The 20434-nt window shown below is 47.0% G+C and carries 16 protein-coding genes; 15 read left to right on the plus strand and 1 reads right to left on the minus strand.

From position 1 onward, the window contains the following. The 12 genes from J0895_RS16490 to J0895_RS16545 form a co-directional block, all read left to right on the plus strand. Nucleotides 1–197 (plus strand): hypothetical protein (locus J0895_RS16490; protein WP_207089134.1); only part of this gene is annotated, 197 nt, incomplete at its 5' end. Between the two features lie 72 nt (nucleotides 198–269). Further along, nucleotides 270–464 carry a WD40 repeat domain-containing protein gene (locus tag J0895_RS16495; protein WP_207089135.1) on the plus strand — a complete coding sequence of 65 codons (195 nt, stop codon included), beginning with the start codon at nucleotides 270–272 and terminating at the stop codon, nucleotides 462–464. Between the two features lie 152 nt (nucleotides 465–616). Beyond that, nucleotides 617–916 carry a Uma2 family endonuclease gene (locus J0895_RS16500; RefSeq protein ID WP_422894340.1) on the plus strand — a complete coding sequence of 100 codons (300 nt, stop codon included), beginning with the start codon at nucleotides 617–619 and terminating at the stop codon, nucleotides 914–916. Nucleotides 917–1142: 226 nt separating this feature from the next. Further along, nucleotides 1143–2141: an L-lactate dehydrogenase gene (locus J0895_RS16505; RefSeq protein WP_207089136.1), complete on the plus strand. Its 999-nt coding sequence runs from the start codon at nucleotides 1143–1145 to the stop codon at nucleotides 2139–2141. Between the two features lie 313 nt (nucleotides 2142–2454). Continuing rightward, nucleotides 2455–3087 carry a DUF6391 domain-containing protein gene (locus tag J0895_RS16510; RefSeq protein WP_207089137.1) on the plus strand — a complete coding sequence of 211 codons (633 nt, stop codon included), beginning with the start codon at nucleotides 2455–2457 and terminating at the stop codon, nucleotides 3085–3087. 108 nt (nucleotides 3088–3195) lie between these two features. Next, nucleotides 3196–3552, plus strand: coding sequence for a photosystem I reaction center subunit IV (locus tag J0895_RS16515; RefSeq protein WP_207089138.1), 357 nt, complete (start codon nucleotides 3196–3198; stop codon nucleotides 3550–3552). Nucleotides 3553–3555: 3 nt separating this feature from the next. Next, nucleotides 3556–4413, plus strand: a complete 858-nt coding sequence (locus tag J0895_RS16520) for a DNA-formamidopyrimidine glycosylase (protein ID WP_207089139.1) — start codon at nucleotides 3556–3558, stop codon at nucleotides 4411–4413. Between the two features lie 575 nt (nucleotides 4414–4988). Further along, nucleotides 4989–5204, plus strand: coding sequence for an NAD(P)H-quinone oxidoreductase subunit O (ndhO, locus tag J0895_RS16525; RefSeq protein WP_207089140.1), 216 nt, complete (start codon nucleotides 4989–4991; stop codon nucleotides 5202–5204). Nucleotides 5205–5234: 30 nt separating this feature from the next. Continuing rightward, nucleotides 5235–6218 (plus strand): malate dehydrogenase, encoded by a 984-nt coding sequence (gene mdh, locus J0895_RS16530; protein ID WP_207089141.1) that lies wholly within the window; start codon nucleotides 5235–5237, stop codon nucleotides 6216–6218. Between the two features lie 296 nt (nucleotides 6219–6514). Further along, the gene (locus J0895_RS16535) at nucleotides 6515–8422 is read left to right on the plus strand and encodes an ATP-binding protein (RefSeq protein ID WP_207089142.1); all 1908 of its coding nucleotides are present in this window, start codon (nucleotides 6515–6517) and stop codon (nucleotides 8420–8422) included. Between the two features lie 463 nt (nucleotides 8423–8885). Beyond that, nucleotides 8886–9068, plus strand: coding sequence for a hypothetical protein (locus tag J0895_RS16540; RefSeq protein ID WP_207089143.1), 183 nt, complete (start codon nucleotides 8886–8888; stop codon nucleotides 9066–9068). A gap of 729 nt (nucleotides 9069–9797) precedes the next feature. Continuing rightward, the gene (locus J0895_RS16545; RefSeq protein ID WP_207089144.1) at nucleotides 9798–15251 is read left to right on the plus strand and encodes a trifunctional serine/threonine-protein kinase/ATP-binding protein/sensor histidine kinase; all 5454 of its coding nucleotides are present in this window, start codon (nucleotides 9798–9800) and stop codon (nucleotides 15249–15251) included. 7 nt (nucleotides 15252–15258) lie between these two features. Here the strand turns inward: J0895_RS16545 and J0895_RS16550 are convergent, their stop codons facing one another. After that, nucleotides 15259–16197, minus strand: coding sequence for an ATP adenylyltransferase family protein (locus tag J0895_RS16550; RefSeq protein WP_207089145.1), 939 nt, complete (start codon nucleotides 16195–16197; stop codon nucleotides 15259–15261). Between the two features lie 183 nt (nucleotides 16198–16380). Here J0895_RS16550 and J0895_RS16555 point away from each other — a divergent pair, with 183 nt between their 5' ends. The 3 genes from J0895_RS16555 to J0895_RS16565 all read left to right on the plus strand — a co-directional run bounded on the left by J0895_RS16555 (nucleotide 16381) and on the right by J0895_RS16565 (nucleotide 20211). Further along, a complete protein-coding gene (locus J0895_RS16555; RefSeq protein WP_207089146.1) occupies nucleotides 16381–17778 on the plus strand; it encodes a DNA phosphorothioation system restriction enzyme in 1398 nt (465 codons plus the stop codon). 70 nt (nucleotides 17779–17848) lie between these two features. After that, a complete protein-coding gene (locus J0895_RS16560; RefSeq protein ID WP_242541369.1) occupies nucleotides 17849–18142 on the plus strand; it encodes a hypothetical protein in 294 nt (97 codons plus the stop codon). Then, nucleotides 18139–20211, plus strand: a complete 2073-nt coding sequence (locus tag J0895_RS16565; protein ID WP_207089147.1) for an AAA family ATPase — start codon at nucleotides 18139–18141, stop codon at nucleotides 20209–20211. The genes J0895_RS16560 and J0895_RS16565 overlap by 4 nt, the downstream gene beginning before the upstream one ends. The last annotated feature ends 223 nt before the right edge of the window (nucleotides 20212–20434 follow it).

The following is a 20434-nucleotide window of genomic DNA, read 5'->3' on the forward strand; positions in this document are numbered from 1 at the left end:
AAGGGGCCTCTGAACCCGCCAGTGAGAACGCCCCTGCGCCAACAGCGCCACCCCCTGTCGGGGTCCGACCTAGTAATATTGGTTGGATTTCAGAAAACTTGTTACTTCCGCAGGTCCTGCCGAATGTCGTGCCCACCGCTACGCAAAAAGGGGGATGTATCGATGAACCGAATCCTCAGCCCTTTTTGGTGCCGTAACTGTTGTCATAACGGGGTTGTTGGGTCTGCAAACAGGCGATCGCGTCTTTTATATTTTTGGCACATCCTGGAATGTGTTCCCCTCGTTACAAAATTTGGAATTTGACAACTGGGGAACTGCTGGATGCACTCACTGGGCATACTGACTCGGTGGAATCTCTCGCCTTTACTCCCGATGGACGAACTCTGGTCAGTGGCAGTGGAGGGGTTTGGACTGCGAACGGTGACAACAGCAGGACTTACGGCAATGTTGAAAATCCACCCTAAATGTAGAGGCGATTCGCGAATCGCCTCTACATTGAGGTTTTAATGTTAAAGATTGCGTAAGTTCTGAACAGCATCAAGATTTGGCGGTTACAATAACAGTAATTCCTATTGGCTTAAAACCTACATAAATTTATTAAGGGAAATTATCAACGATGTTCACTCAAACAGATAAAAAATATTATAGTCCAGAAGAATACCTGGCGTTGGAAGAACAATCCGATTACAAAAGCGAGTACCGAGATGGAGAAATTGTCCCTATGACTGGGGGAACTACCAATCATAATGAATTAGCGTTAACTTTAGCCGCTTTACTCAAACTGAAACTCAGAAAACAAAACTATCGGGTTTATATGGGTGATGTTCGTCTGTGGATTCCTCGCTATCGCCAATACACCTATCCCGATATTATGGTGCTTGGCGGCGAACCAATTTATACGGATAGTGGAGTTTAAGGGATGAGGAAAAAGAAGACAGGATTTATGCAAATTTTGAAAATCGACCCTAACTGTAGAGGCGATTCGCGAATCGCCTCTACAGTTAGGGTTTAATCTTAACGAGTGCGTAAATGCTAAAATATGAATTTCACCCAATATTGAACGGTCTTTTTAAAATGTTTGGCAGAATATCGAATTACCCTTTATCCTAGGACAGGTGAATGTAAGTTTAGGGAATCGTTCGATGTTTGAACAGTTATTTACGGAATTTACCGATCGCGATCGCACCTTACCAGGCAATCGTCGTCCCCTCAAAGGCGTAATTATTGGTGCGGGTCAAGTCGGGATGGCTTGTGCTTATTCCATGTTAATCCAAAATACCCTGGATGAGATGCTCTTGGTGGATGTCAACCAAGAAAAACTCCAAGGGGAAGTTATGGATTTACTCCACGGTGTCCCCTTCATTGACCCTACAGGAATCCGTTCCGGTACTTTGGCCGAAAGTGATGACCCAGATATCGTCATTATTACCGCTGGTGCAAAACAACAACCGGGGGAAACTCGCTTAGATTTGCTGAATCGCAATGTACATATTTTTAAAGAATTGATTCCGCAAATTGTTGAATATTGTCCTCATGCGATTCTGCTGTTGGTGACAAATCCGGTGGATATTATGACATACGTCACCCTGAAGTTATCAGGGTTTCCCTGTAACCGAGTCTTCGGTTCGGGGACGGTTCTGGATACGGCCCGGTTTCGGTATTTGTTGGCAAATCAATTACAGATTGATCCGCGCAGTTTTCATGCCTATATTATCGGGGAACATGGGGATAGTGAGGTTCCGGTTTGGAGTAAGGTGAATATTTCTGGGATGAATCTGTGTAGTGGAGGAATTGAGGACTGTTCCGAAGCGGATCAAGACCGATTGCAAGGGATTTTTGACCAGGTAAAAAATGCAGCCTATGAGGTGATTAAGCGCAAAGGTGCGACGTCTTATGCGATTGGGTTGGGGGTGACGGATATTGTGAAAGCGGTGTTGAGAAATCAAAACCGGGTGTTAACGGTGAGTAGTTTTATTCATGGGGTTAATGGCATCAATGATGTCTGCCTGAGTTTGCCTGCGGTGGTGAATCGTGAAGGGGTGACTCGGGTTTTGGATTTGTCTTTGACGCCCAATGAAGAAAAGCTGCTGCAACAGTCGGCGACGGTGTTGAAAGAGGCGATCGCCAAGTTGGACTTATAAGTGAGATAAAGTCTTTCTCAGTCATTCGTACATTTAAGCTGTAGGCGAGACAAGTATATTGATCGCCCCTAAGACATCGGGACAGAATTAGCTTACAAACCGGGTTTCTGGCCCAAGTTACTGCGAATTGCGACAGATTTTCACAAGAAACCCGGTTTCTGGCCCCTCAGATGGAATCGGATACCGGCGTCCTGGGAGGATAGCCGATCGCCCTGGGGATGGGCAATGGGTGGGCAAATTCGTTAAATTAAGACCAATAAACCCAAATATTTCTCAGCCCGAATCTACCCTAACTCCTTGGAGACTTAACCTCATGACTGCTACTTCTTCCCAGGCGAATCCATTTCCTTTTGATTTTGCGCCGCATCCGACTGGAGATGCCGAACTCCTGCAACAACTCGCATTTATCCCCGGATTGAAAGAAACTCTGGCAGTCCGTCAGGTTCATGCGTTGGAACACGCGACAGTCTGGGTATTGAGCGAAACCTCCGGTGAGAGGGTCCCTCAAGACAGCCAACCGGGGCGATCGCTGGATAATGATGGATTGGGGGGAATGTCCACCGATCGCGGATTTTATCTCTATGGCCATGTTAACCTCCCCGACCTGCGTCGCGCCGTTCATGTCGCCCACGATCGCCTGACCCGGGGAGAATGGGACCTCGCAGTTCATCCCCGTTGTGGCACCAATCTGTCCGTGGGAATGCTGATTACTGCCGGGTTAGCCTTCGGAATCACAATGGTCCTTCCCCGAGACCCCATCTCCCAACTTTTGGGTTTAGGTGTAGCGGCAACCGCTGCCTCTCAGGTGACCCCAGACCTCGGCATCCTAGCTCAACGCTACCTCACCACGGCCATTCCCTTTAATCTGGCGATCGAAGAAATCACCCCCACCCAAGATATGTGGGGACGTTCCGCCCATTTTATCGGGGTCCGGTGGATCGAGTAGTTAATAAAACTTAAAGATTGGAACATTCCAGAGTATCCCGTTAGAGTAGTACGCTGAAGCAATTCCCCTTAAACTTTTCGTTCAATTCATCAGAAGGAAAAAAAACAGATGGTTCAACGTGGTTCTAAAGTTCGCATTCTGCGTAAAGAGTCCTACTGGTCTCAAGAAGTTGGCACCGTTGCCACTGTAGACCAAAGCGGGATCCCCTATCCCGTGATTGTTCGCTTTGACAAAGTGAACTACTCCGGGATCAACACCAACAACTTCGGGATGAACGAAGTTCATGAAGTCGAAGCGCCCAAAGGTGGAAAAGCCTCTGCTGGCAAGGGTGGCACCGCAACCAAGGCGGCTGATCGCAAAACCGGGACCGATGCCACCAAAGGCAGCAAAAAGACCGCCAAACCAGAAGCCGGTAGTAGCGGTACAGTAGAAGGCGACCCCAACCAAGGAACAGAATCCCGCTAACTGGTGCCGGAACTCCCTGAAGTTGAAACAGTGTGTCGAGGGTTAAATCAATTAACCCTCGGTACGAGGATCCTGGGTGGCGATGTTTTGCTGACGCGAACCATCGGCCACCCAGTTTCACCTAGAGATTTTTTGGAGGGAGTCCAGGGATGCGCGATCGCCTCGTGGCAGCGTCGAGGCAAATATCTCCTAGGGCAACTGTGCGACTCCAAAGATGCCGATGCGGCTAACCGGGGCAGTTTAGGAGTCCATCTGCGGATGACTGGGCAACTGTTATGGGTCCAGCGAGAGGAACCCTTGCAGAAACATACCCGAGTGCGCCTCTTCTTCGAGGGCGATCGGGAATTGCGGTTTGTGGATCAACGCACCTTCGGTCAAATGTGGTGGGTCCCCCCAAATATTCCTACCTCCTCTATCATCACCGGATTAGCCAAATTAGGTCCAGAACCCTTGAACCCTGAATTTTCGGTCGAATACTTCACTCGCCAACTCCACAAGCGTCAAAAAGCGATTAAAACCGCCCTCCTGGACCAAACTATTGTTGCCGGGGTGGGGAATATTTATGCCGATGAAAGTCTGTTCCTGAGTGGGATTCTGCCCACCAAGCTCTGTGCTCACCTGAGTGGGGCAGAAATTGAGCGACTGCACAGCCAAATTATTCAAGTCTTGCAAAAGGCGATCGCTGCCGGGGGAACCACCTTCAGCAATTTTCTCAACGTCAGCGGTGTCAATGGCAACTATGGGGGGATGGCTTGGGTTTACAATCGCGCTGGGCAACCTTGTCGCGTCTGTGGTACTCCCCTGCATCGCCTTAAGTTGACAGGACGTTCTAGCCATTTTTGCCCCAATTGTCAGAGTTAGGGTTTGGGGGATGGGGGGGTAAGGGAGTCCAAAAAAATAAATTATCCAAGTTCTGTAGTGAAAAACTTACTTGACTATGATTGCTGCGTAGGCAGGCGAGCTCCGCGAGTGCCCCACCCTTGAGGATTGAAGTTGGTTAACGGGAGACCTAACCCCCCAACCCCCTTCCCTACGAGGGAAGGGGGAGCCGGAAAGCCCCTCCCAGAGAAGACATTTATTCCTTATACCTCCCTCTCCTCTTAGGAGAGGGCCGGGGAGAGGTGGGGAGGGGTTTGGGGAGAGGTCTCTTTCTTGAAGAGCCAACAGAGTCCTTGAGGGTGTGGGTTTTGAGTATTTTATTTTTTGGATTTCCCTAAGTCCTCGTGACTTGGCTCGGCCGAGTCACGCACAATTGGCGGCAGAGCCAAGTCACGAGGAGAAAAGGAGAAGTCACGAGGAGAAGTCACGAGGACGAAGGGGTTCATGTTTGTAGTAACGACTGAAGTCGGGACGTTGAACATGAAACCCTAAAATCCCGACCCCGGAAGGGATTAAAATTAGGGAGAGAAAGCGTTTTAAACAGTGGAAAGCAACTTATGGCAGTTAAAAAAGGTACTATGGTTCGCGCCGTTCGCGAAACGTTGGAGAATAGTTTAGAAGCAAGAGCTAGTGATTCGCGCTTCCCCAGCTATATCTTTGAAACCAAAGGGGAAGTCGTAGATATGAATGGGGACTATGCCCTGATCAAGTTTGGTCAGATGCCTGCCCCGAATGTCTGGCTGCGAATCGACCAACTCGAAGAATTCCAGTAAACCCTAAACTGTTCAACGGTTGTATTAATCATGTCCTCCTCCCCCTTTTTTCCTCCCTCTTGTCGCAAGGCTCGTGTTTCTATTATTGGTGCGGGTAAAGTTGGCAGTACCCTCGCCCAGCGAGTCGCCGAAAAAAAGTTAGCTGATGTGGTGATGCTGGATGTCCTGGAAGGGATGCCCCAAGGGATTGCCCTGGACTTGATGGAAGCCCGGGGGGTGGAGTGTCATGACCGGCAAATCGTGGGTACGAATGATTATGATGATACGGCGAACTCGGATATTGTGGTGATCACCGCCGGTCGTCCTCGGAAACCGGGGATGAATCGAGATGACTTGATTGAGATTAATGCCAAGATTGTCAAGACAGCGGCAAAGGAGGCGATCGCCCGATCGCCCTTCGCCATCTTAATTGTGGTGACCAATCCCCTAGATGTGATGACCTACGTTGCCTGGGAAGCGACTCAACTCCCCTGCCGTCGGGTAATTGGCATGGCGGGAGTGCTGGATGCGGCGCGCTTTAAAACCTTTATTTCGATGGAACTCGGGGTTTCAATCCAGGATATCAAGGCAATGGTCCTGGGAGATCACGGACAATTAATGGTCCCCCTACCACGCTACACGACGGTGGAGGGGATTCCTCTACAGGAACTGATGGATGCTGAAACTATTGAGCGAATTGTGGAACGCACCCGCAACGGTGGCACGGAAATCGTAGAATTAATGAAAACCGGGAGTGCTTATTTTGCTCCAGCCTCTTCGGTGAGTCTGATGATTGAAGCAATTTTGCTCGACCAGTCGCGAATCGTTCCGGCTGCGGCTTATCTTCAGGGTGAATATGGGTTACGCGATCTGTTCATCGGGGTTCCTTGCCAGTTAGGATGCCGAGGGATTGCGCGGGTGTTAGAACTGGAACTGGATGAGGGAGAACGGGCGGCCTTCCATGCCTCTGCTGAATCGGTTGTCCAGCATCTGCGGCAAGCTCACGAGATTTTATCAGGCCGCACCTCGGGCTAACGGAATTGGGTTGGCAAATCGCAGAGTTTTACATCAACGGGCGATCGCCTTCGGGATCTAGGGAGTCGGTTCAGTGACGGTTAGAAACCGGGTTTCTATGCGAAATCGCTGTTCATGAGTAACAAAGCTGGTACAGAAACCCGGTTCTTGTCCTATTGATTTCATACTGTACCGACTCCCTAGAAAGGGGTCTGACTAGAGAATCGATTGGCATTGTGTCAGGTTAAATGAGTTTCGCGGCACACTTTAAGTAAGAGCCGAAGCTCGATTCGGGTTGCTCCTTTATACGTCTTGCTATGGCTAATTGTTCTATTTCTTCGATTAAAGACCTCAATACGGCGATCGCCGCTCAGAATCCTTTCCCTTACCCTGCTTATGTCAGCGATCGCGAAATTTGGCGGGATGAGCTTCCCAATCTCAACAGCTTGAACGATCGCATTCGTCAGGTGGTTTTTCAAGCCCTTGAGCGATCGCGCCAAGGTCGTTCTGCGTTGAGTGCGATCGCGGTAACGGGCAATCCAGGCATGGGCAAAAGTCATCTGATCAGTACCCTGCGCCATCAGGTCCAACAAGAGGATAGTGCACTATTCGTTTATATCAATGCCGGTCAATTGACCGACTTAAACCTCCTGCGCTATCAATTTCATCAGCGCATTGTGGAGAGTTTACGCTATGCCGGTCAAGGGGGCGTCATGCAGTGGCAATGCCTCGCGGCAGCGATCGCCAATCACGCCATTCTGGCGATCGACCCCAACGCACGCAGCTTTACTCCTCCAGAACTGATTGCCAAACTCAACAATCATACCCGGGCTAAAAATCAAACTTGGGTGACTCAACTCACGGAAGGCTTCTGCAAACTTAAACCCACTCTGGCTGATCCGGATCTCGTCCGAGCCATTATCTGGACCCTATCCAGCACTGAAGCCCCTTACAGTATTAAATGGTTGTCCGGTGCGGCGATCTCCCCTTCTAAAGCCTCGGAACTCGGTTTACCCAATCGGTCCCGAGACTCCCGCGATGCTGATGCCTGGGAAATCCTCATGCATAGCTTGAGCCTAATTAGTTACTATTACCCGCTAATTATTTGTTTTGACCAGTTGGAGGCTGCAGATAAAAGTGATACGGGGTTAAAACGAGAACGGGTCGTTGCCAGCATTATTAAACGCATCTGGGATACCCTGCCTCGGGCCTCCTTAGAACGCGGAATTGTCCTGTTCAGTGTGATGACGGAGGAAACCTGGCGCAATAAGGTCCAAGCGCTGCCCCCGGGAATCGCTAACTACCTGTGCAAACAAGGCGAACCGATGCAGTTATACCAGATCAGTCCCGAGGGGATTGTTGAGCTGGTTCGCCTGTGGTTACAAGGGTTTTATGACCACTACCATTTAACCCCACCTAACCCGGTTTATCCGTTTGAAGCTGGCCAATTGAGAGCGTTAGCGCGGGAAAAGTTGTCAGTTCGGGAGATTTTGGAATGGTGCGCGGAAAATTTCCATCCGGTGGAAGAAGACCCCTTTGAACAGGTGGAAACAGCGTTTGAACGGGAACAGAGTTTTCTGGAGTCTCCGGAGGACCCTCTGCTTGATAATGGGACAGTCGCTCAGGCGGTTTATTTTGGGTTCCAACGGGTTGTGGGACAGACGATCGCCGGGGTGAAAGTTGAGTCGGTGAGCGATCGCATTCAGCGCGATCGCCACAATCGTGGTTATATTCAATTTACCCTGACCACTCGTGAGAATGGCCGTCTATCCACCCTCGGTGTGGCGATTCTCCAAGAGATGCAGAGCAAAAAAGTGGAAGCGGCTTTAAAACGGTTGGTTCAATATGAAACTTTTGATCTCACCTGTGGTTGTTTAGTTCGTTCTGACGAGAACCGGATTCCCCCCCATTGGCAAGCATCCCGTTATCTGCAAAAGTTCACCGCAGAACGGGGGGGACAGTGGGTGGATTTGAAAATCCAGGAGATTCTCCCCCTGATTGCCTTATGGCGGGTATATCAGCGCCGGATTGAGTATGGACTCCGGGCGGAACAAATCTTTGAGTTTATCGCTTACCGAAAACTCGCTGCCGAAAATCCACTATTACAGGCGATCGCCCGCAGTACCCTTTCTCCGGAACGGGTCAAAGAGGCGACGGTTACTCCAGAGTCTGAATCGGTTAAAGGGATTAATTTAGCCACCTCAGCAGACCGTTTAGGGGGCTAGGAGGCTGGAGAACCCATGATGGGGTTCCCTTTATAAATCAGTATTATTACCGAGTGAATCCGGTCGTTTTGCTGTGTAAACTAAAAGGAAAGAAACAGGATTGAGGGCGATCGCGTCTCTAGGTCAAATCAGCGGTGACAGCCACATCTCAAACTGTCCTAATCTTGTCAATCAACGGGTCTAAACAGCTTAGGCTGTACTTATCAGAACCCATAGGTTCCTCCAACCGCCTATCCCTGAATTCTTCAGTGAGAATCAATACAGTCTATGGGATTCCAGCGCTATATTTCTACTCAACGGTTAATTTTAGCCGATCGCCGTTAATCAGTCCCTAAATTTTAATAATTCTTAACCTATTTTTTGGACTTTTGTAACTTTTGCTTGATAATCTGTTACAGAAAAGAATCGCAAAAACCAGCTAGGAATCGCCTTGCTGGGTATGAGAACTAGACGAGGAAATGTTATGTCTGAAATATTCCCGGTTATCCTCTTGGCTATTGGCACGATAGCGATCGCTTACTTCCTAGAACTATTCGCCGCCATCTTTGGGGATGTATGGTTATTAATCGCCTCCATTCCCAGTTGGTCCTGGACCGTCGTCTTATTACTGGCCGTGATTGCTACTTATAAAGCCTTACCTGAATAAATAATTCTGCTTAATTCAGTTCGGGCAGTCCGGGTCCAACACTCAAAAATCCCAGGGCAAATTCTACACCAAACCACTCCATCCCCGTGAGTGTCAGCCCAATGCCCAACCTGACCCCAATGAATCTGTGGAACTCTCTAACTTGCCCGAGTCAATTCAACGGCAACAATCGCCCAATGTTCCCATTAGGAAATACCCCTATGCAAAGATAGCCTATACTGTCGCCGCAGCAATGGCAGAATAGGTCATGAATGCTTCCTTGTAAGAGTTAATAACTACAACACCTCTGTCTTGGGTTTTATCACATAAATTACTGATAATCACGGTAAAATTGACCCGAGCAAAGATGAAGTAAGACAGGTTAAAGCGGAACGCGAACGCGCCGAAGCTGCTTTGCATGAATATGAAGCCCGCTTTGAACGGTTAGCGAGAAAGTTTACCGGGAGAGGATAAAATATGAATGTGGAAGGATAACTATTCTTTCTCTCCAGATGTCGCCCCATCTGCCCCATTCCCATCTCTCCTCAAAAAAAGCGCAATCTTTATATTAACTCAGATATAGCAATCCTAAATGATTTATGCCCTCTCCTGCACCCCTCTCCCCCTTTGGGAGAGGGGTTGGGGGTGAGGGAATTCAGCAACTGATAAAGGAGCTGCTATAGCAAGCGCGGTAGAATAGAATAAAAGCAGAACACTTAAAAAAGTGTCAGGGACTGGAGAGAGGAGATAATGCACGCGATCGCTGACTATTTGATCACTGAAAAAATTCATGAAAGTATTCATACCCTAGTGTACCGTGGATCTCGGCCCGGGGATGACACCTCCGTGATCATTAAAATCCCCAATGCTGAATATCCGACGGTGGGGGAACTGGTGCGGTTGCGAAATCAATATGCGATCGCCAAAAATCTCAATGTCCCGGGAATTATCAAACCCTTAAGCCTAGAACGCGATCGCAATGGATTGGCTCTGATCCTCGAAGATTTTAGTGGAATTTCTTTAAAAGATTATACCACATCTCATCCCCTTTCTCTTGCTGACTTTCTCTACATTGGGATTCAAATTGCCGATGCCTTAGAAGCATTGTATCAAAATCGCATAATTCATAAAGATATCAAGCCGGATAATATTTTAATTCACCCCCTCACAAAACAGGTTAAAGTAACAGATTTTAGTATTTCTTCTCGGTTGCCGAAAGAATCCCTCACCTTGGTCAATCCCAATGCATTAGAGGGGACCTTGGCTTATATTTCCCCGGAACAAACCGGGAGAATGAACCGATTCATTGATTATCGCACGGATTTTTATTCGTTGGGGGTAACCTTTTATGAACTGTTAACGGGAACCTTACCCTTTGCCTCGACGGATGCGATGGAATTAGTGCATTATCATATCGCCAAACAGCCGGTGCCACCGAATCGATTGGTTCCGGATATTCCCGAGGCGATCGCAGAGATTGTCATGAAACTGATGGCGAAAAATGCCGAAGGGAGATATCAAACAGCGCGGGGATTAAAAGCAGATTTAGAAACCTGTTTGGTGCAACTACAAACCACCGGCAGGATTCAACCATTTGCAATCGCCCAGAAAGATATGGCGGCGCGATTCCAGATTCCGGAAAAACTGTACGGACGAGAGGAGGAAATCGAGCGCTTAATGGGGGCGTTTGCAGGCGTTGCCGCAGGCAGTATTCAACTGATGTTAGTGGCGGGATATTCGGGGATTGGGAAATCAGCATTAGTTCAGGAAGTCCATAAACCGATTCTGGCAAAACGGGGTTATTTTATCTCAGGAAAATTCGACCAGTTCAAGCGAAATATTCCATTTGCCCCCCTGATTCAAGCGTTTCAAAATTTAATTCGCTACCACATTCTCACGGAAAGTTCCAAGGCGATCGCCACCTGGAAAAAACAACTCTCTGCCGCCTTAGAAAAAGAAGGACAGGTGATTATTGATGTGATTCCTGAACTGGAATTACTGTTAGGAAAACAGCCTACTCTTTCTGAACTTCCGGCGGCTGAATCCCAAAATCGCTTTAATCGAGTTTTTCAAAACTTTATTAGGGTGTTTGCCAATGAAAATCATCCCTTAGTGTTGTTTTTAGATAATTTACAATGGGCGGATATCGCGTCATTAAAGTTACTAGAATTGCTCTTAAGTGACGGGGATTTACATCATCTGCTGGTGATTGGGGCCTATCGGGATAACGAAGTGAGTCCGGTGCACCCCTTGATGTTAATGGTCAATCGCCTCCAACAAACTCAGGGAGTGCAGATTAACCGGATTGAAGTTCCACCCCTGAATCGCGAGGATGTGAATCAGTTAGTGGCTGATGCCTTAAGCTGTCCAAAAACGCGATCGCAACCGATTTCCGAACTGGTGTTTCAAAAAACACAAGGAAATCCCTTCTTTGTCACCCAGTTCTTAAAATCCCTGTATGAGGATCAGTTATTAGAGTACGATGGGGAGCATGGGTATTGGCAGTGTGATCTCACCCAAGTGAAATCCTTAGCCGCTTCCGAGAACATTGTAGAATTTATGGCGACTCAGCTGCAACGGTTACCGGACCCCACCCAAACCGTTTTAACCTTAGCCGCTTGTATCGGACATCAATTCGACCTCGCCACCTTAGCAGTGGTGTATCAGCATTCCCTCGGGGAAACTTCAGCCCAATTGTGGTCAGCCCTGCAAGCGGGTGTGGTGATTCCCGTCAGCGAATTGTATAAATTCTTCCAATCCGATTCGGGGTCTGAGGGCGAAGAGATGAACACCGAAGTCCCCTCGGTCCAGTATAAGTTCTTACACGATCGCGTTCAGCAAGCCGCTTATTCTCTCATTCCTGACCCTGAAAAACAAGCCACCCACCTCAAAATCGGACGGTTACTATTACAAAATACCCCCGGGGAAGCGGTAGAAGAAAAAGTTTTTGATTTAGTCAATCAATTGAATCTCGGGGCCGATTTAATCGAGAGTTCAGGGAAAAAATATCAATTGGCGGCCTTGAATCTGCAAGCGGGAGATAAAGCCAAAGCTGCCACGGCTTACGAACCCGCATTACGGTATTTGGATGCAGGGTTGGCCTTATTGAATCCCACCAGTTGGGGCGATCGCTATGATTTAACCCTCCATCTTCATCTGGCTGCCGCAGAATCTGCCTATTTGAGTACCGAGTTTGAGCGCATGGAGTGCCTCGCCACAATCGTCCTAGAAAAAGCTGAGACCCTCCTCGACAAAATTCAAGTTTATGAAGTCAAAATCCAAGCCTACACCGCCCAAAATAAACAACTCGAAGCCTTAGCTACTGCTAGAGAAGCCCTGGCTTTATTGGGAGTTAAATTACCGGAAAAACCCAGCTTTGACCATATTCAGAATGGACTCGGGGAAATGTTTTCCCGGTTAACGGATCAGCGCGTCAAAGCCTTAAGCGAATTGCCCAAAATGAGCAATTCTGACAAAAAATCGGCGATGCGGATTCTCAATAGTGCCATTGCCCCAGCCTATCAATCCGCCCCTTTATTGTTACCTTTGCTGGTGTTTGAAGAGGTTAAGCTATCTCTCGACTATGGCAATACCGATGAATCGACCTATGCCTACGCCTGTTATGGATTAATTTTATGTGGCATTGTCGGAGATATTGAAACCGGCCATCAATTTGGACAATTAGCCTTAACGGTGTTGGCGCAATTCGAGAATCAGAAACTCAAAGCCCGGACGATAATGGTGGTGAATAATAATGTCCGGTTATGGAAGGAACCCCTCCAGCAGACGATTGCACCTTTACTGATAGCGTATGAGAGTGGACTGGAAACGGGTGATGTAGAATATGCCGGGTTATGTGCTTATAATTACTGCATTAATTCCTATTTTGCCGGGAAAGAATTGGGGCAGTTGGAAGCGGAAATGTCTTCCTACAGCCTGCTGATGGAGAAACTCAAGCAGACGAATACCCTCAACTATCAAAAAATGTACTGGCAGGTAGTATCTCACTTGATTCGAGGGGCTGATCATCCAGAGCATTTGGTTGGGGAACTGTATAATGAGTTCATCATGTTACCGCTGCATGAACAAACCAGCGATCGCTATGCTTTATGTTGTTTGTACCTAAACAAACTGATTCTCAGCTATCTATTCAGACAAAGCGAGGCCGCTTTTGAAAATGCTGGGATAGGCGCTAATTATTTAGATGGATTGACGGCGGTTTACCCGTTACCACTGTTCTATTTTTATGACTCTCTGGCTGCATTAGGGGTCTATCAAAATCAGCCCGAATCAGAACAAAAAGTTTTGTGGGATAAGGTGGAAGAAAATCAAGGGAAGATGAAAAAATGGGCCGAGTTTGCCCCGGATAATTTTCTGCATAAGTATGAACTGGTGGAAGCGGAAAAAGCCCGAGTTAAGGGGGATGTTGTCGAGGCGATCGCCAGGTATGACCGGGCCATTCTCCACGCCCGGGAAAGCCAATATATGCAAGAAGAAGCCCTCGCTAATGAACTCGCCGGTGAATTTCATCTCCAGCGCGGCAGTCAACAAATCGCCCAGTTTTATTTAACTGAAGCCTACTATGGATATGTCCGTTGGTCAGCCAGCGCTAAGGTGAAATTTTTAGAACAAAAATATCCCTTAGTATTAGCCAGAATCACCCAACGCTCAGTGATTCGGCCCTTCAGCATTCAGGAAACTATTTCCTCTTTTTCCACCATCAGTACCAGCATCAGCCAAGACTCTTCCGCCTTAGATATGACTACGGTAATGAAAGCAGCATTGGCGCTTTCTGAAGAACTGGTTTTGGATAAATTCCTGAATAAGTTAATGCGGGTTATCCTGGAAAATGCGGGAGCACAAACGGGGTTTTTAATTTTAGAAAAAGAGGGAAAACAAGTCATTCAAGCTTCTGGGAATATTGAAGAGGAGACGGTGACGACTACGATACCGTCCATTGAAATTAGTTGCACGGGAATTCCTCTGGAAGATGTTTCATGTTTGCCCTTAAGTCTTGTTAATTATGTGCATCGGACTGGGGAATTTCTGGTAATCAATAATGCGGCAGTGGAGTCGGTATTTGCGACGGATCCGTATATTACCGCGAAGCAACCGAAATCAATTCTGTGCTTTCCAATCGCCTACCAAGGCCACACGGTAGGAATTTTATACTTAGAAAATAACTTGAGTGCGGGAGTGTTTACCCGCGATCGCCTTGAAGTCTTAAAGTTACTTTCGTCTCAGGCGGCTATTTCCCTAGAAAATGCCCGATTATACCAGAATTTAGAACAGTCGATTCAGGACTTGAAAGAAGCCCAATTGCAACTGGTTCAGACGGAAAAAATGTCTACCTTGGGACAGTTAGTCGCGGGTGTCGCCCACGAAATCAACAATCCCCTCAGCTTCGTTCACGGCAATTTGAATATGGCCCTAGAATATTCTGAAGATTTGCTCAACCATCTGCAACTTTATCAGCAATGCTATCCTGAACCTGTTGCAGATATCCAAAATCATGCCACGGCGATCGATTTAGAATACTTGCAAGAAGATTTCCCGGAAATGTTGCGATCCATGAATCTCGGAACCGATCGCATTAAGGAAATTGTCAAATCCCTGAAGAATTTTTCCCGCAAAGACCCCGGGGTTTTTCAAAAAGCTGATATTCATGCGGGAATAGATAGCACCCTGCTCATTTTATCTAATCGCTTGAAAGCTACGGGTTCTAAACCGGCAGTTTCGGTACTCAAAGAGTATGGAAATATTCCTTTGGTCCAATGCTATCCCGGACAACTCAATCAGGTGTTTATGAACTTGATTGCCAATGCGATCGATGCTTTAGATTCAGGGGTAGCGAGTCATTTGTCTCTGGTGGCGAGTGGTTCATCTTTAGAGAATCACGCCGAACTTCCCCCTAAAGACATCGGTTCTAAAACGATTCGCATTCGGACAGAAGTGAAAGAAAATTGCGTCGCCATTCACATTGCTGACAATGGATCTGGGATGACAAATGAGGTGCAGAAAAAACTGTTTAATACCTTCTTTACGACTAAACCGGAAGGGAAAGGGACGGGACTGGGGTTATCAATTAGTCATCAAATTATTGTGGAACGTCATCATGGAGAACTCCTCTGTACCTCCCAACCTGGGGAAGGCACAGAGTTTATCATTCAAATTCCGATTCACCTTGAAAAACGGACGGTTTAAATCTGGATTAGGACTGAGGCGATCGCCCGACGGTTTCTAATATTTTCAGGGGACCAGCTTCTTTGAGAAGCTGCATTTCCTGAGAATTCCGGACAAAGAGGGAACCGACAAAGGCGAGGGAATTAATCGAAATAGAGTCAAAACTTTCCTGCGATCGCGGGACAATCAGCATCCAGTCTCGGGTTATCAAAAGATTGTAAGGACCTGCTTGTTTCGGGTTCATTTCCTCCGGTTCTAAACCCACAGTTGCTAAGAGTTTTAAATAGGATTTGAGGGTGTGTTGTGCTGCTGCCAATGGATGGTTAAATAAGTCTGGTTCAAAAAAGGTGACGGCACAATCAAAGGGAAACGCGGCGATCGTTCCTACCCCATCTACCACCTTTGCCGAGGCGATCGCCGGTTCCAAGGGAATCCTCGGTCCATCGGAGGCGATCGGCAGGGGTACTAATTGCAAATGTTTGTGTCTCTGACTCGCCCCCGCTTCCTTTCCCCCATTATAAAACCCTAACCCATCAAACTGCTGTAAACAGCCCCACATCGCCTCAAAATCAGCGAGGGTGAGTAACATTTCCTGTTCCTCAAACTCTCTCGTTACTAATAATAAATGATAGTCTACAACATTAAATTTATTTAGCAAACAAACATGAGTCGGTGAAATATCGGTGACAAATAAATCGCAGTCATAGGGTAAAAATGGATTAAATTCTTGACCCGATTTCTGAGTTTTATCGGCTTCAGATTCCTTGGCTTTCTGCTTGCGAACGAGATTCGACAAAATCCGTACTAAAAAGAGGAGTCCCTGGGTTTCCAAAAACTCAGAATCCGTGGGAATTGATTGGAGTGCACCGGATTCAATTCCATGTTTTGTACAGTGTTTCACCTTAAACCATAACGTATCGGGTTCTAGGGTGAGGCTGCCTTGCAACCTCGGTTTGTCCTCTCTCATGATGGCAATGTGACGGATAGGATTACCGGATCTACTGTAGAACAAATTCCGACATTTGACTAGACTGTAAGGGTTTGGGTTAATGAATTGGTGTGGGAATTGGCATATTTTATCATGATTTGCATAAAAATTCCAGGGTTTTAAGATAAAATAAAAAAGATTTTATTATTGCAAATTTGACGAATGAGTGCATCAAATCCTGCTCAAAAATCGGGACCCGGGGTTCCGACGCTGCCGCCTAATTTGCATCTGCGATCGTATCAAAAACAGGCAGTCTCCAGTTGGTTTGGCAACCAGGGACGAGGAACCCTGAAAATGGCAACGGGAAGTGGCAAAACCATCGCTGCCTTGGCGATCGCCACGGAACTCTATCACCGCATCGGATTACAAGTCTTGCTAATCCTCTGTCCCTACCGTCACCTCGTCAATCAGTGGGCGCGAGAATGTGAGATGTTCGGACTGGCCCCGATTTTAGCCTTTGAAAATGTTTACACCTGGCAGAGTCAGCTTTCCACCCAACTCTACAACGTCAACGCCAACCTCCAGCCTTTTCTCACAATTATTACCACCAATGCCACCCTGATCAGTGAGGGATTCCAGTCTCAACTGAGGTACTTTCCCGAAAAAACCTTGATTATTGGGGATGAAGCGCACAACCTAGGTTCACCGCGTCTCGAAGAAAGTTTACCCCGTCAAATTGGCTTAAGATTAGCCCTTTCTGCCACCCCTGAACGCTATTTTGATGAGAGTGGTACACAGGGTTTACTAGACTATTTTGGTCCGGTTATTCCTCCAGAACTGACCTTAGCCGATGCAATTCGAGCCGGTGCTTTAGTGCGTTATCTCTATTATCCACTTTTAGTTAATTTAACTGAAAATGAAGGCTATGCTTATTTGAAATTAACCAAGCGAATTGGCTGGATATTACGCCATCAAGAAAATATGGATCTTAATCATGATGATTTAAGAGGATTAGTCATGCAACGCGCCCGGTTAGTTGGGTCAGCGAGTAATAAATTAAATGCGTTGCGCGAGTTAATGAAAACTCGCCTGCATACCAGTCATACGTTATTTTATTGTGGCGATGGTACTGTTGAAGAGTCCGGTATCCGGGGTAGCAACCGCCAACTGGAAGCGGTTTCCCACCTGTTGGGGTCCGAACTTGGCTATCGGGTGAATACCTATACCGCTGACACGGCGATCGAGGAACGAGAAGAACTCCGACGGCAATTTGAAAGTGGAGAATTACAAGGATTAGTGGCAATTCGCTGTTTAGATGAAGGGGTGGATATCCCCGCCATTAAAACCGCTGTTATTCTCGCCTCTAGTGGCAATCCTCGCCAGTTTATTCAACGTCGGGGCCGAATTTTGCGCCCCCATCCCAACAAGGATCGAGCAACTCTCTTCGATGCCATTGTTATGCCTCCAAAACTTGACCGAGAAGCGTTAGAAATCGAGCGGAATATCTTAAAAAAAGAACTCCGCCGCTTCATAGAATTTGCTGATTTAGCCGACAATGCCGGAGAAGCGCGAATGCAATTACTCCAACTTCAGAAATCTTACGGATTATTAAGTCTTTGACAGTTGGGGATAATCCAGGTAAAATTAATGACAATTGGGTAAAACTTCAATCGGGGAGGAAATCATCATAATGTACGCCAGTCACCCGCCAGAATCGGAGACAACCGTGGGAGTTGCTGATCCTTCCGGGACAGTTCCTGTCAAAACGCACCTCATTTTCGCGGAAAATCAACCCGCCTATCACCCCAGCAATCGACCCCATGAGGAACTGCGGGATATCGAAGAACCGATTAGCAGTGCACCCCCAGAAGTCCGCGCCATTATTGAACGTGTCTTGCAAGCTGAAAAAGATAAACTCTATATGAAAGCGCCCCGAAATATTAACGATGATATCCTCAAAATTGTCAAGGAAGTAATCCAATGAAACTAATTTCTCTGACGCTTTGTAATTTTCGCCAATTTTATGGCAGAACCCCCGAAATTTTCTTATCCAGAGGGTCGAATAATACCACCATCATTCATGGCAATAACGGGTCTGGTAAAACCACTTTAATAAATGCCTTTACTTGGGTACTTTATGAACAATTTTCCCCTGCCTTTGCCGGACCCGATCGCCTCGTGAATAAACGCGCCATCACCGAATCCAAACCCGGTGAACCTATTGCCTGTTGGGTGCAATTGGTGTTTGAACATGACAGCAAACGTTATCAAGCAAAACGCCTGATTCGCGCTTACAATACCGAGACGGGAATCACTCATGGTTCGAGTGAATTATTTATGACGATCGCCGGAGATGATGGCAGATGGTCCCCGCCTCCGCCTCAACAACATCCGGATGATATCATTGGCCGAATTCTACCCGAAAGTTTACATCAATATTTCTTTTTTAATGGAGAACGCATCGAGTATATCGTCCGTTCTGAGAAAAAAGCCGAAATTGCCGAAGCGACCAAGAAATTACTGGGATTAGAAGTCTTAAATCGGTCGATTCGGCATTTAGGCGAAACCCGCAAAAGCTTAGAAAATGAATTAAAAGCGATTGGCGACCCGCAAACGAAACAGTTATTAAAAGAGAAGGCAACACGAGAGAAAGACGGCAGTCGCCTCCAGAAAAGACAAACTGAGATTACCAAAGAGTTAGAAGCACAAGCGCAACTCAAGAAAACTATCAGCGATCGCCTCATGGAATTAGGTGGGGCGGAAGAATTGCAAAAGCGGCGCAAAAATTTAGAGGAACAAAACACCTCCATTCGCCACCAATTAAAACAAACTAAAGAAGCGCTAAAACGGGCTATTTCTAGCCAAGGTTATATCACATTACTGGGAGAATTCACCAGCGAATTTAGAACCCTCGTCAATGATTTACGCAACCGAGGGGAATTACCGGCAGGGATTAAACAACCCTTCGTCCAACAATTACTCGATCGCCAACGCTGTATCTGTGGAAGTGAACTCAGCGAAGGCAATCCTGCCAGACAACTCGTGCGATCGTGGATGGACAAAGCAGGCATGGCAGACATTGAAGAAACCGCCATTCGCATGAGTACCCAAGTCGAGGCGATCGACAAACAAGTACCTGAATTTTGGCAAGAAATGGACCGCCAACAAAAGGCAGTTGATGGTTTTAGAACCGAACTTTCTACCATAGAAACCCAATTAGACGAAATCAAAGACAAACTGAGGAGTTATCCCGATGAAAATATCCAAGAATTGCAGAAGCGCTTAGATGAAATCGAGCGCAAAATGAGTGAACTTGACCGAGAATCTGGTTCCAATCAAACCCAGCTTGATAGCTTGCAAGGGGCGATCGACCGTTTAAATAAACAACTTGAAAAGCAGAAAAGCAACGAAGAGAAACAAGAGTTAGCCAAAAAAAGAGTTTTCGCGACCCAGGATGCGATCGACCGCTTAACCGAGGTGCGATCGCGCCTTGAAAAACAATTTAGAACCCAACTCGAACAGCGAGTTCAGGAAATCTTTAGTGAAATTTCCTTTACTCCCTATGTCCCCAAACTCAGCGACAAATATGAACTCACCTTAATCGAAAATACCAGTGGATTTGAAGTTCCAGTTGCTGCCTCCACCGGCGAAAATCAAATCCTCAGCTTATCCTTCATTGGCGGTATTATCGACGGTGTTCGCGAATGGAGTAAAAAGAACACCTTAATGGGACCCGATAGCAGTACCTTTCCCATCGTCATGGACTCCCCCTTTGGCAGTTTAGATGAAATTTATCGCCGCCAAATTGCCAAAATTCTCCCGCAACTTGCCAACCAACTCGTCGTTTTAGTCACCAAAACCCAATGGCGGGGAGAAGTCGCCCAAGAAATGAAACCTTATATCGGCAAAGAATATGTCCTCGTGTACAATTCTCCCAAACCCGATTGTGAAGAAGATTGGATTGAATTAAAAGGAATGCGCTACCCATTAGTTAAGTTAAGTCCCAATGAATTTGAATATACCGAAGTCGTGGAGGTAGACGAGGCATTTTAAAAAAAGTGAATCATTTATCCCCGAAACCAAAAACCCGGTTTCTACCCTTAAACGAATGACCAACAACCAATGACCAATAACCAATAACCAATGACAAATGACCCGATTTATTCATGACCAATTTGCCAAAGATTACTTAGAAGAATTGCTGTCCCCCTACGGCGAAGTCAAACCTTCGCGACGAGTGGCGGGAGAAGTCCGAGAAATTGATGTTTGGTTTGCA

This window comes from Phormidium pseudopriestleyi FRX01 (genome assembly GCF_017313335.1).
Taxonomy (GTDB): Bacteria; Cyanobacteriota; Cyanobacteriia; order Cyanobacteriales; family Laspinemataceae; genus Laspinema; species Laspinema pseudopriestleyi.

Coding starts and splice junctions, on each gene's coding strand:
- J0895_RS16535 (WP_207089142.1), top strand. CDS start 6,515: ATGGCTAATTGTTCTATTTCTTCGATTAAAGACCTCAATACGGCGATC.
- J0895_RS16500 (WP_422894340.1), top strand. CDS start 617: ATGTTCACTCAAACAGATAAAAAATATTATAGTCCAGAAGAATACCTG.
- ndhO (WP_207089140.1), top strand. CDS start 4,989: ATGGCAGTTAAAAAAGGTACTATGGTTCGCGCCGTTCGCGAAACGTTG.
- J0895_RS16555 (WP_207089146.1), top strand. CDS start 16,381: ATGAGTGCATCAAATCCTGCTCAAAAATCGGGACCCGGGGTTCCGACG.
- J0895_RS16545 (WP_207089144.1), top strand. CDS start 9,798: ATGCACGCGATCGCTGACTATTTGATCACTGAAAAAATTCATGAAAGT.
- J0895_RS16515 (WP_207089138.1), top strand. CDS start 3,196: ATGGTTCAACGTGGTTCTAAAGTTCGCATTCTGCGTAAAGAGTCCTAC.
- J0895_RS16550 (WP_207089145.1), bottom strand. CDS start 16,197: ATGAGAGAGGACAAACCGAGGTTGCAAGGCAGCCTCACCCTAGAACCC.
- mdh (WP_207089141.1), top strand. CDS start 5,235: ATGTCCTCCTCCCCCTTTTTTCCTCCCTCTTGTCGCAAGGCTCGTGTT.
- J0895_RS16565 (WP_207089147.1), top strand. CDS start 18,139: ATGAAACTAATTTCTCTGACGCTTTGTAATTTTCGCCAATTTTATGGC.
- J0895_RS16540 (WP_207089143.1), top strand. CDS start 8,886: ATGTCTGAAATATTCCCGGTTATCCTCTTGGCTATTGGCACGATAGCG.
- J0895_RS16505 (WP_207089136.1), top strand. CDS start 1,143: ATGTTTGAACAGTTATTTACGGAATTTACCGATCGCGATCGCACCTTA.
- J0895_RS16510 (WP_207089137.1), top strand. CDS start 2,455: ATGACTGCTACTTCTTCCCAGGCGAATCCATTTCCTTTTGATTTTGCG.
- J0895_RS16560 (WP_242541369.1), top strand. CDS start 17,849: ATGTACGCCAGTCACCCGCCAGAATCGGAGACAACCGTGGGAGTTGCT.
- J0895_RS16495 (WP_207089135.1), top strand. CDS start 270: ATGTGTTCCCCTCGTTACAAAATTTGGAATTTGACAACTGGGGAACTG.